This window comes from Cupriavidus sp. CuC1 (genome assembly GCF_044627735.1).
GTDB classification, from domain to species: domain Bacteria; phylum Pseudomonadota; class Gammaproteobacteria; order Burkholderiales; family Burkholderiaceae; genus Cupriavidus; species Cupriavidus ulmosensis.
In genome coordinates this window covers 13,364-26,279 of the sequence record NZ_JBIUHC010000073.1, presented here as the reverse complement: position 1 = coordinate 26,279, position 12,916 = coordinate 13,364, and the positions used below count along the sequence as shown (strand labels likewise).

General features: G+C 65.3%; 13 protein-coding genes. 3 read left to right on the top strand and 10 right to left on the bottom strand.

Annotated features, from left to right (window positions below; translation table 11 throughout):
• Window positions 1-44: 44 nt before the first annotated feature.
• Genes ACGLHR_RS27960 through ndk form a run of 4 tightly spaced genes read right to left on the bottom strand, consistent with a single transcriptional unit; the run spans window position 45 to window position 3,442 of the window.
• A complete protein-coding gene (locus ACGLHR_RS27960; protein ID WP_400097524.1) occupies window positions 45-1,040 on the bottom strand; it encodes a helix-turn-helix domain-containing protein in 996 nt (331 codons plus the stop codon).
• Window positions 1,033-1,812, bottom strand: a complete 780-nt coding sequence (pilW, locus tag ACGLHR_RS27955) for a type IV pilus biogenesis/stability protein PilW (protein WP_400097522.1) — start codon at window positions 1,810-1,812, stop codon at window positions 1,033-1,035. The genes ACGLHR_RS27960 and pilW overlap by 8 nt, the downstream gene beginning before the upstream one ends.
• Complete coding sequence (gene rlmN / locus ACGLHR_RS27950; RefSeq protein ID WP_267603628.1) at window positions 1,809-2,963, bottom strand: 23S rRNA (adenine(2503)-C(2))-methyltransferase RlmN; 1,155 nt, start codon at window positions 2,961-2,963, stop codon at window positions 1,809-1,811. The genes pilW and rlmN overlap by 4 nt, the downstream gene beginning before the upstream one ends.
• Window positions 2,964-3,016: 53 nt before the next feature.
• Window positions 3,017-3,442 carry a nucleoside-diphosphate kinase gene (gene ndk, locus ACGLHR_RS27945; RefSeq protein ID WP_006157747.1) on the bottom strand — a complete coding sequence of 142 codons (426 nt, stop codon included), beginning with the start codon at window positions 3,440-3,442 and terminating at the stop codon, window positions 3,017-3,019.
• A 339-nt stretch (window positions 3,443-3,781) separates the two neighbouring features.
• Between ndk and ACGLHR_RS27940 the strand changes: the two genes are divergently transcribed.
• Window positions 3,782-4,483, top strand: a complete 702-nt coding sequence (locus ACGLHR_RS27940) for a Bax inhibitor-1/YccA family protein (protein ID WP_006157746.1) — start codon at window positions 3,782-3,784, stop codon at window positions 4,481-4,483.
• 102 nt (window positions 4,484-4,585) lie between these two features.
• On the opposite strand, the gene rlmD is transcribed toward ACGLHR_RS27940, so the two are convergent.
• On the bottom strand, window positions 4,586-5,890 hold the full coding sequence (gene rlmD, locus ACGLHR_RS27935) for a 23S rRNA (uracil(1939)-C(5))-methyltransferase RlmD (protein WP_400097558.1): 1,305 nt from the start codon (window positions 5,888-5,890) through the stop codon (window positions 4,586-4,588).
• A 329-nt stretch (window positions 5,891-6,219) separates the two neighbouring features.
• On the opposite strand from rlmD, the gene ACGLHR_RS27930 reads away from it, so the two are divergent.
• Entirely contained in the window at window positions 6,220-7,089 is an 870-nt protein-coding gene (locus ACGLHR_RS27930) for an endonuclease/exonuclease/phosphatase family protein (RefSeq protein ID WP_400097520.1), read from the top strand.
• Between the two features lie 30 nt (window positions 7,090-7,119).
• Here ACGLHR_RS27930 and ACGLHR_RS27925 read toward each other — a convergent pair whose 3' ends face one another.
• From ACGLHR_RS27925 to surE, 5 genes are read right to left on the bottom strand one after another with little or no spacing between them, the layout of a single operon-like run.
• Window positions 7,120-7,968, bottom strand: coding sequence for a 3'-5' exonuclease (locus tag ACGLHR_RS27925; protein WP_174423309.1), 849 nt, complete (start codon window positions 7,966-7,968; stop codon window positions 7,120-7,122).
• Window positions 7,965-9,143: an RNA polymerase sigma factor RpoS gene (gene rpoS / locus ACGLHR_RS27920; protein ID WP_400097517.1), complete on the bottom strand. Its 1,179-nt coding sequence runs from the start codon at window positions 9,141-9,143 to the stop codon at window positions 7,965-7,967. Before rpoS ends, ACGLHR_RS27925 begins: the two co-directional genes overlap by 4 nt.
• A gap of 6 nt (window positions 9,144-9,149) precedes the next feature.
• Window positions 9,150-9,983, bottom strand: a complete 834-nt coding sequence (locus ACGLHR_RS27915; RefSeq protein WP_400097515.1) for a peptidoglycan DD-metalloendopeptidase family protein — start codon at window positions 9,981-9,983, stop codon at window positions 9,150-9,152.
• A gap of 8 nt (window positions 9,984-9,991) precedes the next feature.
• On the bottom strand, window positions 9,992-10,888 hold the full coding sequence (locus ACGLHR_RS27910; RefSeq protein ID WP_318231103.1) for a protein-L-isoaspartate(D-aspartate) O-methyltransferase: 897 nt from the start codon (window positions 10,886-10,888) through the stop codon (window positions 9,992-9,994).
• 28 nt (window positions 10,889-10,916) lie between these two features.
• On the bottom strand, window positions 10,917-11,669 hold the full coding sequence (gene surE / locus ACGLHR_RS27905; protein ID WP_006157739.1) for a 5'/3'-nucleotidase SurE: 753 nt from the start codon (window positions 11,667-11,669) through the stop codon (window positions 10,917-10,919).
• Between the two features lie 232 nt (window positions 11,670-11,901).
• Here surE and ACGLHR_RS27900 point away from each other — a divergent pair, with 232 nt between their 5' ends.
• Window positions 11,902-12,876, top strand: coding sequence for an NADPH:quinone oxidoreductase family protein (locus tag ACGLHR_RS27900; RefSeq protein WP_400097555.1), 975 nt, complete (start codon window positions 11,902-11,904; stop codon window positions 12,874-12,876).
• Window positions 12,877-12,916 lie beyond the last annotated feature (40 nt).

Here is a 12,916-nt window from a genome sequence, read left to right as displayed (position 1 = left end):
ACCACCTTGCAATGCGGCGTTGCGCATGGCTGGAGAAACGATGTTCAGGGCAGCGTCAGGCGCGCCACATTATTGCGGTTGGCCGCCTGCAGGTCGACCGGGGTGCCGTTGCGCGTCAGCGACTCGACGCCCTTGACGTTGCCGATCACGATTTTGTACGGCGGCGTACCGCCGCCACTGAGATCCTGGCCGGCACGCGCGGTACCGCCGAGCACAACCTTGCCGCTACGGTCGCGGACCTCATACCAGGTGTCCGAGGCGAAACGGATGCGCAGCTCGCCCGCGCCAGCTGCTGCTGCGGGCGCAGGCACCGCCGCCGAAGCGGCTACCGCGGGCACGGCGGCTGGAGCCGGCGCTGCCGAAGGTGCAGGTGCCGCCGAAGGTGCCGGCGCCACCGCCACCGGGCCGCTGGCAGGCAGCGACTCGGACGGCGCGGGGGCGTCGGACGCGGCCATCACGGGCGGCAGCGCGGCCGTGACGGTTCCGGGCTCGCTGCCTTGCACCGTGGCTTGCGCCGCCGGGGGCGCCGTGAGGGTTTCCTTGCGCGCCTCGATCCATTGCTTGAAGTGGTCCAGCCCGAACAGCACCCCGCCGCCGATGACGGCGACCACCAGGGCCAGCCAGATCCACCGGCCGCCCGAGCCACCGGAGCCAAAGCGGTTACGGTCGTCGAAACTCTCGTTCAGGCCGCCTTCGCGGCGCATGCCGATTTCCACCACCGGCACGGCCTGCGCGTGGAAACGCGCCAGCAAGGCATCGATGTCGATCTGGAGCATGCGCGCGTAGGCCCGCATCACGCCTTTGGCAAAGGTCACGTCGGGCAGCGCCGCGACGTCGCCCTGCTCGATGGCGGCCAGCTTGTGCGAGGCGACCTTCAGCCGCGCGCTGACATCTTCCAGCGAGAAACGCTGATCCTTGCGCGCTTGCGCCAGGCGTTCGCCAATCTCGCGCGCCACCGCCTCGCGCCCGGCATCCGCGGGGGTACCCCCCGCATGACCCGTCGCTGCAGTCTGGCCTTCGGCGCGCTCGTGCTCACTCATCCCATGCTCCTTGTTCGTATGCGGTCAACTCACGCGAATCGGGGAAACGGCTGCGCAACAGTGCCACCAGGGCATTCTGCGCGGCTACGTCACCCTGACGGCGGGCAATGCGCGCACCCAGCCAGAGGGATTGCGCGCTGACGAAATTGCTGCTGTTGATGCGGCCGACATACTGCTGGGCCCGCTGGTAGTCCCCGCGCTGGTAATACAGCAGCGCCAGGTTGTTGTTGGCTACCGGGTTGTTGCGATCGAAGCGCAGCGCGCCAAACAAGCTCTTCTCGGCTGCCTCGCTGTTGCCATTGCGCAGCTGGCAGGCGCCAAGGCTGGTCAGTGCCTTGCCGGGCCCGCTTGCCGAAGGCGCGTTGACCGCGCGCTCCAGGTAAGGCACGGCCTCGGCATAACGCCCGTTCACGCACAGGAACCAGCCGTAGTTGTTCAGCACGTCGCCATCGTCGGCACGCATGGCCAGCGCGCTACGGAAGCTCTCTTCGGCCAGCGCGCGCTCGTTCATGTTCATGTAGACCAGCGCGCGGATATGGTACGCGTCGACCAGCGTCGGGTCGATCGCGATGGCTTGCTTGGCCTCGTCCAGCGCGACGTTGTACTGCCCGGCTTCAAGGTAGCTGGTAGCCAATTGGAGGCGGATAGTGGCACGCCGGCTCAGCTCGGTCTGGTCGGACGCGGTCTGCAATTCGGGCTTGACCGGCGGCGGCAGCTGGCACGCGGCCAGCAGCACCAGCCCCATCAGGACCGCGACTATCAGACGGGTCATGCAGGCCGGGCCTCTTGCGGCTGGCCGGCCGCGGGCGCCGCCACGATCGGCGTGATTTTGCCGAACTTGCCACGCTGGGCCAGGCGGGTACGGTCCTTGACCTCGCCCGCGAGCTGGCCGCAGGCCGCGTCGATATCGTCGCCGCGCGTCTTGCGGATGGTGGTGACGATGCCGGCGTCCATCAGGACCTGGGCGAAGCGGCGGATCTGCTCGTTGTTCGAGCGCTTGAGCCCCGACTCAGGGAAGGGGTTGAACGGGATCAGGTTGAACTTGCAAGGCACGTCGGCCACAAGCTTCAGCAGTTCCCGGGCATGCTCGACGCCGTCATTGACGCCATCCAGCATGCAGTATTCGAAGGTGATGAAATCGCGCGGGGCAAATTCCAGGTAGCGGCGGCAAGCCGCCATCAGCTCGGCGAGCGGGTACTTCTTGTTGAGCGGCACCAGCATGTCGCGCAACGGATCGTTGGACGCGTGCAGCGATACCGCCAGCGCCACGGGCAAATCCTTGGCCAGTCGGTCCATCATCGGCACCACGCCGGAGGTGGACAGCGTCACGCGCCGGCGCGACAGCCCGTAGGCATGGTCGTCCAGCATCAGGCGCATGGCCGGCACAACCTGGTCATAGTTGAGCAGCGGCTCGCCCATGCCCATCATCACCACGTTGGAGATGACGCGGTCGTCCTTGGCGCCACGGCCCAGTTGGGCACGCATGGCAAACTCGGCCATCCACAACTGGCCGATGATCTCGCCAGTAGTCAGGTTGCGCGAGAAGCCTTGCTTGCCGGTCGAGCAGAACCGGCAATTGACGGCGCACCCCGCCTGCGAAGACACGCACAGCGTGCCGCGCGTCTCCTCAGGGATGTACACCGTCTCCACCGCATCGCCGGCGCCAACGTCCAGCAGCCACTTGCGCGTACCGTCGGCCGACAGGTTGTCGGTGATGACGGCAGGCGAGCGGATCTCGGCGCGCGTGGCGAGCTTTTCGCGCAGCGACTTGGCGAGATCCGACATGGCATCGAAACGGCTGGCGCCGAACTGGTGAATCCAGCGCTGCAACTGCCGCGCACGAAACGGCTTCTCGCCGAGCTCTCCGCAATAGGCGGTAAGCGCGTCCGCATCCAGGTCGAGCAGGTTGACGAGAGTGTTCATGACGGCAGTATCAACTTCAATAGCAGTCTAGTCTTGTGGAATAGACCAGACAATCAGCGGCTGTAAACGTTCATGCCGGGGAAGAAGAAAGCGATTTCGACGGCAGCGGTTTCCGCTGCGTCCGAGCCGTGAACAGCGTTGGCGTCGATGCTGTCAGCGAAGTCTGCACGGATCGTGCCGGCTTCAGCCTTCTTCGGGTCGGTTGCGCCCATCAGGTCGCGGTGCTTGGCAATGGCGTTTTCGCCTTCCAGGGCCTGGATGATGACCGGGCCGGAAACCATGAAGTCCACCAGGTCCTTGAAGAACGGGCGGGCAGCGTGCACTGCGTAGAATTGCTCGGCTTCGCCGCGCGACAGGTGAACCATCTTGGCAGCCACGATCTTCAGGCCGGCGGCCTCGAAACGAGCGTAAATCTGGCCGATGACATTCTTTGCCACGGCATCCGGCTTGATAATCGACAGGGTGCGTTCGATCGCCATAAAAACTCCAAAAAATGAAGGGGTTACAATTCAAGTAAACGTGCAATTCTAGCACGAGACGGTTATGGTTTCGAGAAGGCCCATGGCCGCTGGTTCCCCGGAGCCAGCCAAGGCACAACACACACCGCAAAGAGTCCAAAGAAGCACTTGAGATGGCGGGCCATGTGCAGGGAACGCATGAGGCCGGTTGCGATCAAATCATCACCGTCAGCGCGGGTTTTGCGAAAAAAGTGGCCGATACGTTTCACAACCCTTGCAATTCCCTTACTGCGATGCCACATTGGCGTTGTGCCCGCCTGGGTTACCCCGGCGCCTCACCGTTTTGAGACAGGAGTCACCATGGATAACAAGCTGAACACATACAGTTTCGGCAGCGGCACCGCGACGAGCGACGTCGTGGTGCGCAATCGGGTCATGCGCAACACCTACTGGTTGCTTGCCATTTCGATGATTCCCACCGTCATCGGTGCGTGGATCGGCGTCACCACGGGCTTCAGCCTGATGAAAGGCAGCCCCGGCCTGTCGATGATCCTGTTCCTGGGCATCGCGTTCGGCTTCTTCTATGCCATCGAGAAGACCAAGAACAGCAGCATGGGCGTGGTCCTGCTGCTGGCCTTCACCTTCTTCATGGGCCTGATGCTGTCGCGCCTGATCGGGTCGGTGCTGCAGTTCTCCAATGGTCCGGCACTGATCATGTATGCCTTTGGCGGCACAGCGGCGGTGTTCGGCGCCATGGCCACCATCGCTACCGTCAGCAAGCGCGACTTCTCCGGACTGAGCAAATTCCTGTTCGTCGGCGTGATCCTGCTGATCCTGGCCAGCGTCGCCAACATCTGGCTGCAGCTGCCATCGCTGATGATCACGGTTTCGGTGATCGCCATCGGCATCTTCTCAGCCTACATCCTCTTTGACGTGCAGCGCGTGCTGAACGGCGGCGAGACCAACTACATCACGGCAACGCTGGCGATCTACCTGGACGTGTACAACGTCTTCGCCAACCTGCTGGCGCTGCTGGGTATCTTCGGCGGCAACCGCGACTAAGGCGGGCGGCCCGGCCGCCCTGCTCCAGACTAAAAAGGCCAGCGCATCCGTGCTGGCCTTTTTCATTGCCGCGACCGCTTGGCCGCGCCAACCCTGCGCCGCTCAGCCGCGGTCGAACACTGCGATCGATTCCACGTGCGAGGTGTGCGGGAACATGTTGACCACGCCCGCGCCGGACAGGCGGTAGCCGGCCTCGTGCACCAGCAGGCCGGCATCGCGCGCCAGCGTGGCCGGGTTGCACGAGACATAGACGATGCGCTTGGGCAGCACGTCGCTGCCGGCCTGGGCCAGCTCGCCCAGCGCCTTGCTGACCGCCAGCGCGCCTTCGCGCGGTGGGTCGATCAGCCAGCGGTCGAAACGGCCCAGCGCGGCGATGTCCTCGGCGCCCACCTCGAAGAGGTTGCGGCAGGCGAACTCGGTCTTGTGGTCCAGCCCGTTGATGGCCGCATTGGCCAGCGCCCGGGTGGTCAGGACCTCGCTGCCTTCGATGCCCATCACCGAGCGGCCGCGCGTGGCCAGCGGCAGCGTGAAATTGCCGATGCCGCAGAACAGGTCGAGCAGCCGATCATCCGGCTGCGCGTCCAGCAGGCGAAGCGCGCGGCCGATCAACGCGCGGTTGATCTGGTGGTTGACCTGGGTAAAGTCGGTCGGCTTGAACGGCATGCGGATGTTGAATTCCGGCAGCGTGTAGGCCAGCTCGCGGTCCAGCGGGTAGAACGGCACCACCGTGTCCGGGCCCTTGGGCTGGAGCCAGAACTGCACGCCGTGCTGGTCGGCGAAGGCACGCAGCAGCGCCTCGTCGGCTTCGGTCAGCGGCATCAGGATGCGCAGCACCAGCACGGTCACATCCTGCCCCACCGCCAGCTCGACCTGCGGCAGGCGGTCGCGGATCGACAAACCCGTGATCAGCCCGCGCAGCGGCACCAGCAGAGCCGATACGTGCGGCGGCAGCACTTTGCAGCTCGCCATATCGGCCACATAGCTGCTCTTTCGCTCATGGAAGCCGACCAGCGCCAAGCCCTTCTTCGCCACGTAGCGCACCGTCAGGCGCGCCCGGTAGCGATAACCCCAATTCGGGCCGGCGATCGGGCGGAACACCACGTCCGGGCGCAGCTTCGAAAGGTGCCAGAGATCGTCCTCCAGCACGCGTTGCTTGATAGCCACTTGCGCGCGCGCATCCAGGTGCTGCATCGAACAACCGCCGCATACGCCAAAGTACTCGCAGCCCGGCTTCACGCGCATCGACGAGGCTTTCTTGATCGCGCCCAGGTTTGCCTGCTCGAAACTGGCCTTGCGCTTGAAGCTGCTGTAGCTGACGGTCTCGCCCGGCAGCGCGCCCTCGACGAAAATCACCTTGCCTGGGCTGCCGTCCTCATTGACCAGCCGGCCAACGCCGCGCGCCTCCATGTCGAGGCTGTGGATCTGCACGACGGGCAGCTGCACGGGCGCAGGCTTGACCGATGCGGGCACGGCCGGGGAGGCGGAAGCGCCACCTTCCGGCGCAGAATGGGCTTGCGAGAGAGTCACGGCTTGAGACACCTGGGGAACCTGACGTATTGTTTTGTGAGAGCGCGATTGTAGTCCAGACGCACAGCCGGGCGGCCCTGCGGCGGGCCCGGTGGCACGAAGACCGGGACAAGCGCGCCAGATAAGCGCAACATGGGTGCAGCACGCGCGTGGCAATACCGGCACAGAACACCGGCACCACGCGCCGCGGCAACCAAGCAGGGGGCGACATGGAACTGATTTCCTGGAATATCCAGTGGGGTCGTGGCGCCGACGGGCGCGTCGACCTGGCCCGCACCGTCAGGACGCTGCACGCGATCGCCGATGCCGACGTGCTATGCCTGCAGGAGGTGACGCGCGGCTACTCCGACCTCGCAGGCGACCCTGGCCCCGACCAAGTGGCCGAGCTGGCGGCGCTGTTGCCCGGCTACCGGATCCTCTATGCCCCAGCGGTGGACCGTTTCGCCGCCAACGGCGCGCCGCGCCAGTTCGGTAACCTCATCGCCACCCGCCTTCCCTTGTTCGAAGTATTCCGCCACGCCCTGCCCTGGCCGACCGATCCGACCGTCCCGTCGATGCCTCGCGTGGCGCTGGAAGCGACGGTGCTGACGGGAGACCGGCGCCTGCGCGTGATCTGCACCCATCTGGAGTATTACTCGACACATCAGCGCGCGGCCCAGACCGACGCGTTGCGCGCCTGGCACCGTGAGGCCTGCGAGCACGCCAGCCAGCCCGGCCTGCGCGAGACCGGCCCCGGCCCGTTCACGCCCGAAGCCCGGCCCGCATCCGCCGTGCTGTGCGGTGATTTCAACGGCGCACCGGACGATATCGCTTACCTGCGCATGCTGGCGCCATATGACGGCTGCCACGAAACCGGCATCATCGGCTGGCACGACGCCTGGACGCATACCCACCCCGGCAAGCCCCATGCACCAACTTGCGGCTTGTATGACAAGGACCAATGGCCGCAGGCACCGTTTGCCTGCGATTTCGCCTTCCTGACGGAAGACCTGCTGTCGCGCGTGCTGTGCTGCGAGGTGGATGGTGAAACGCGGGCATCCGACCACCAGCCGATCTATCTGTCGCTGGCGGACGAATAAGGGCCTGTCACGGGGCGCGCCGGGACGCGCTTAGATTTCCGGTTCTTCGTCATCATCGCCGCCGGCGTACACCGGCTTGATGCGGAAGGACTGGAGGTACTGGATCCACTGGGAGCCCGGCAACTCGGCGAGCGACTCCTGCACGAATTCGATTTCGGTATCGAACTGCTTCGGCGTGAGGCCGCCGCGCATCAGCTGGAAGCGGCAGTACACCAGGTAGGTGTTGACGACGTCGGTCTCGCAGTAGTCGCGGATCGCGGGCAGCTGGCCGTCCTGGTAGGCCTGCCAGACCTTGCTGCCGTCCATGCCCATCTTGCCGGGAAAGCCGCACAGCTTGGCCAGATCGTCCAGCGGTGCGCTGGCGCGGGGCTGGTACATCGCCAGCAGGTCCATCAGGTCCAGGTGCCGCATGTGGTAACGACTGATGTAGTTGTTCCACTTGAATTCGCGGCTATCTGACTCGCTGCCTTCGCCCATTTCCCAGTAGCGCGGCGCGACAATGCCATGCACCAGCCCGCGATAATGCAGCACAGGCAGGTCGAAGCCGCCACCGTTCCACGACACCATCTGGGGCGAGTAGCGCGCCACCAGGTCATAGAACTTCTGGATCAGCACCGCCTCGCCGTCTTCCAGCGTGCCAAGCGAGCCCACATGGAAGACCGGGGTGCCGTCGCGCTGGTTACGGCGCAGCACGCAGGAAATGGCCGCGATGCGCTGCAGGTAGTGTGGCAGGAAATCGGTGCCGTTTTTCTCGCGGCGGGCCGCGAAAGCATGTTCGGCGACCTCGGCATCGGTCATGGAATCGGGATGGTCGTGCAGACGACGCAAACCATCGACATCGGGAATCGTCTCGATGTCGAATACCAGCACAGGTGTCATAGAACAGCGTCCTTGCGCACGCCTTGCGAAGCAAAATGGCGTTTGAGCTTGACCAGCGCCTCTTGCTGGATCTGGCGCACACGCTCGCGCGTCAGCCCCATTTCCTCGGCAAGTTCTTCCAGCGTGGCCGGCTCGATGTGATTAAGCCCGAAGCGGCGCTCGACAACATAGCGGTGCTTTTCGGACAAACGCGCCAACCATTGTTTCATCAGGTTTTCCAGCTCGCGGTGCGCGACTTCCTGGTCGGGCGCAGCGTTGTGCTCGTCCGAGAGGAAATCAAGCAGGCTGGATCCGGGATCGAGATCGAATGGCGTGTCGAGCGAGGTGGTGTGCTCGTTGAGCGCGAGCACGTCTTGTATTTCGTCGGGGGTCTTGCCCAGCAAGTGGGCAATGTCTTCCAGGCTGGCATCGCGGCCGTCGGTGCCGCCCTTCTCCAGATGGCGCTTGGCGCGCAGCACCTGGTTGAGTTCGCGGATGACATGGACCGGCAGGCGTACGGTGCGGGCCTGGTTCATGATGGCGCGCTCGATGCTCTGGCGTATCCACCATGTGGCGTAGGTCGAGAAACGGAATCCGCGGGAGGGATCGAATTTCTCGATGGCATGCATCAGGCCGAGATTGCCTTCCTCGATCAGGTCCAGCAGCGGCACGCCGCGATTGAGGTAGCCCTTGGCGATGCTGACCACCAGCCGCAGGTTACGCTCGATCATGACCTGCCGCGCCGAGAAATCGCCGCCCTTGGCCAGGGTGGAAAAATGCAGCTCTTCGGGCGCGGACAGCAGCGGCTTGATGCTGATGCGATTCAGGTAATGCTGGACGGTATCGGCTGCCAGCTCGGTGTGCAGCACGGTGCGGAAGTCGTCGTGATCGGGCGCGGCGGGCTCGGCGGTGGCCTCGCCCTCTTCTTCGTCCTCGGATTCTTCTTCGTCCTCGTCGCGGGCCTGGCGCTCGACTTCCTCGACCATCAGGTCGGCCTCGCGCAGGCCTACCGCCGTACCCGTGGTGATGGGCTCATCGGTAAGCGGAACCAGGTCGGCGGCCGGGTCCTGGCCGTAGGCCTCGGAATCTGCATCGGCATCGGCTTGCGCCACGCCAGTGGACTGCTGCAACTCCGGCTGCTTGGGACGCCGAGCGCGGCTGGTGCTTCCGGTGGAGACAGTTTTCTGGCGTGGCATGAACCCTCACTGTGGCGGCAGATACCGCATCGGATCGACTGGTTTCCCGTTCTTGCGTACCTCGAAATGCAGCTTCACACGATCGGTGTCACTGTTACCCATCTCTGCAATCTTTTGTCCCTTGCGGACCGTTGCCTGCTCCGTCACCAGCACCTTGTCGTTGTGGCCGTACGCAGTGAGATATGTATCGTTGTGTTTGATGATGACAAGATTCCCGTAGCCGCGCAAGGGGCCAACGTGAATCACGCGGCCATCGTCGGCTGCCTGCACCGGATCGCCCTTTTTGCCGGCAATATCGATGCCCTTGTTGCCTTTTTCGTCGAAATGCCCGATCAACTGGCCGGTGACCGGCCATGCCAGCTTGACCGAGCCATCGGCGGCGGGCGCGGAAGCCCCGCCAGCGGTGGCTGTCGACGGAACCGGCGTGGGCACCGGGCGGGCCTGGTCGATCGGCTGGCCCTGCACGCCGCCTGGCGCCACCGGCATGGTGGCGACACCGGTGCCCGCGTTGACGTCGGCACCCGGAGGCGCCACGCGCAACAATTGGCCCACTTCGATCTGGTTGGCGTTGGCCAGCGAATTCCAGGCCGCGACATCGCGGTAGGACTGGCCGTTCTCGAGCGCGATTCGATAAAGCGTATCGCCTCGCTTGACGCGATAGTATCCAGGCGGCGCGGGCTCCAGCGGGACGACACCGGCGACGCCGGCTCCGGAGGTGCGGTCCACCACGGGCGCCGGCATGGGCGAGGAGGCACAGGCGGCCAGCAGGGCCAGCAGCAGGGAGGCGGTAGCGAGCTGCCCGGCGCGGGCGAAACGTTCCGTGTTCACGATATTGTGCATAGTTCGACTCAGATGGTGCCCGATTTTAATGGCACAAAGAAAACGGCTTCAAGCGCGGTCCGGTGAAATCGATGCCGGTTACGCCGCTCGATCAACAACAATTGCTGTGTGACGGTCTGCCCGGGCCCGCCGGCGGGGGGAGCCACCGCCACGGGCGCAATCAGCCGCCCGCCAATGGCAAGCTGCTCCAGCAACGCCTGAGGCACCTCCATGCCGGCCGCCGCCAGGATAATCGACGAAAACGGCGCCGCCTGGGGTAAACCCAGCATGCCATCGCCATAATGCAGGCGCAGGTTTGGCACTCGCAGCGGCCGCAAGTTCGCCTTGGCTTGTTCGTGCAGCGGACGAATCCGCTCGATGGAGAACACTTCACGCGCCACCAGGCTCAGCACCGCCGCCTGGTAGCCGCAGCCGGTGCCGATTTCCAGCACGCGCTCCAGCGGCTCATCCGCGCCGAGGCCATCGCGCAACAGCTCGATCATGCGAGCCACCACCGACGGCTTGGAGATGGTCTGCTGGTGGCCGATCGGCAACGCCGCGTCTTCATACGCTTGCGATGACAGGCCGGGCTCGACAAACAGGTGGCGCGGGATGGTGGCAATCGCGTCAAGCACGCGCTCGTCGCGGATGCCGGCGGCGACGAGCCGCGCCGCCAGCGCGCCGCGCGCCCGCTCCGAGGCCATGCCGCCGCCGCCCGCCGTGGCGGCGCTGGCGCGAGCCTGCACGGCGCTCGCTGCCGGGGTGGGCGCGGCAGGCGCCTTGGCCGCGCGCGATTTGGCGGCCATCGCCGCGCCGCGCGCGCCGCCCACGGCAGGCATGCCGGCGGTACGCGCCGGCGCGGGCTTGCGCTCGACCACCGCGTCCAGCGACAGGGGAAACTTAGGGCGACGCGGGACGGAACTCATGACGGCCGGCTACTGCGCGCGGCAGGGCTTATGCCAGCCACTGGTTGATCTGCTCGAGCTGCCCGCGGTGGGTCAGGTCCAGCTGCAAAGGGGTCAGCGACACGAAGCCTTCGCCCGTGGCGTGGAAATCCGTGCCCTCGCTCGCATCGCGCGCATCGCCGGCGGGCCCGATCCAATAGTTGGTATCGCCGCGCGGGTTGACCTGCGTGATCACCGGCTGGGACGGATGGCGCTTGCCGAGCCGGGTGGCACGGTAGCCCTTGATGTGTTCGAACGGCAGGCTGGGAATATTGACGTTGAGCAGGAACGGCTCGGCCGCGGGCTTGGCGATATAGCGCTCGACGATGTCGCGCGCCACGCGCGCGGCGGCGTCGAGGTGGGTCCAGCCTTTGTCCACCTGCGAAAACGCGATCGAGGGAATGCCAAGCAGGAAGCCCTCGATGGCGGCGGCGACCGTGCCGGAATACAGCACGTCCTCGCCCATGTTCTGGCCCTGGTTGATGCCGGACACCACCAGGTCGGGCTTCTCGTCAAGCAGGCCGGTCAGCGCGATATGCACGCAATCGGTTGGCGTGCCGTTGACGAAGCGGAAACCCTTCTGCACGCCCTCCCGGGCTTCATAGATGGACAGTGGCCGCTGCAATGTCAGCGAGTTGGAAGCACCGCTGTGGTTTTGCTCAGGCGCAATCACCGTGATGCGCGCCAGCGGCGCCAGCGCGGCATGTAGCGCGGCTAGCCCCGGCGCCAGGTAACCGTCATCGTTTGCGAGGAGGATATGCATGGCCGGGATTGTACCTGACAAGGCTGCCGCAAGCGCCCTGTGTGCAGCGCAAATCATGGCGCAAAGCGGCGTCCGCGGCAGGCTCGCCAGCTTGTAACAGAACGACCGTGCTATTTTTGCGCTACACTTGCCCGAGCCTGCCTGGCGCAACTGGCATGGACCTCGCGTGCACCGCGCATGCACCCTTTTGCGCCATCTTCAGCCGGGCATCGAACATATCACTGGAGACATGATGAAAGCCGTACTGTGCAAAGCCTGGGGCCCGCCTGATTCGCTGGTTCTCGAAACCCTGCCCGACCTGGTGCCCGGCGCGGGCGAAGTGGTCATCGACGTAAAGGCAGCCGGCGTGAATTTTCCCGACGTCCTCATCATCCAGAACAAATACCAGGCCAAGCCGCAACTGCCATTCTCGCCAGGCTCGGAGCTGGCCGGCGTGGTCAACGCGGTCGGCGAAGGCGTGACGCACGTCAAGCCCGGCGACAATGTCATCGCCTACCTGGGCAACGGCGCCTTCGCCTCGCAGGCCAAGGCCCCCGCCGCCGCAGTCGTGCCGATGCCGCCGGGCATCGACTTCGAGACCGCCGCGGCGTTCACCCTCACCTATGGCACCTCGCACCACGCGGTGATCGACCGGGGTGAGCTAAAGGCCGGCCAGACCATGCTGGTGCTCGGCGCTGCCGGCGGCGTGGGCCTGGCCGCCATCGAAATCGGCAAGGCCATCGGCGCGCGCGTGATCGCCGCCGCTTCCACCGACGAGAAGCTCACGGTCTGCAAGGACCATGGCGCCGATGCGCTGATCAACTACAGCACCGAAGACCTGCGTGAACGCGTGAAGGCGCTGACCGACGGCCGCGGCCCCGATGTGATCTATGACCCGGTGGGTGGCATCTACGCCGAGCCGGCGTTCCGCTCGATCGGCTGGCGCGGCCGCTACCTGGTGGTGGGCTTTGCCAATGGCGAGATCCCGAAGCTGCCGCTGAACCTGGCGTTGCTCAAGGGCGCCTCGCTGGTGGGCGTGTTCTGGGGCGACTTTGCGCGGCGCGAGCCCAAGGCCAACCAGGCCAACATGGCGCAGATGCTGGGCTGGATGAAGGAAGGCAAGATCCGCCCGCACATCTCCGCGCGCTATGCCCTGGAACAGGCGCCGCAAGCCCTGAAAGACATGGAAGCCCGCAAGGTCACCGGCAAGATCGTCATCGTGCCTTGATGCAGCGCGCCTTTGGCGCCGCGCAAAAGAAAAAAGGCGC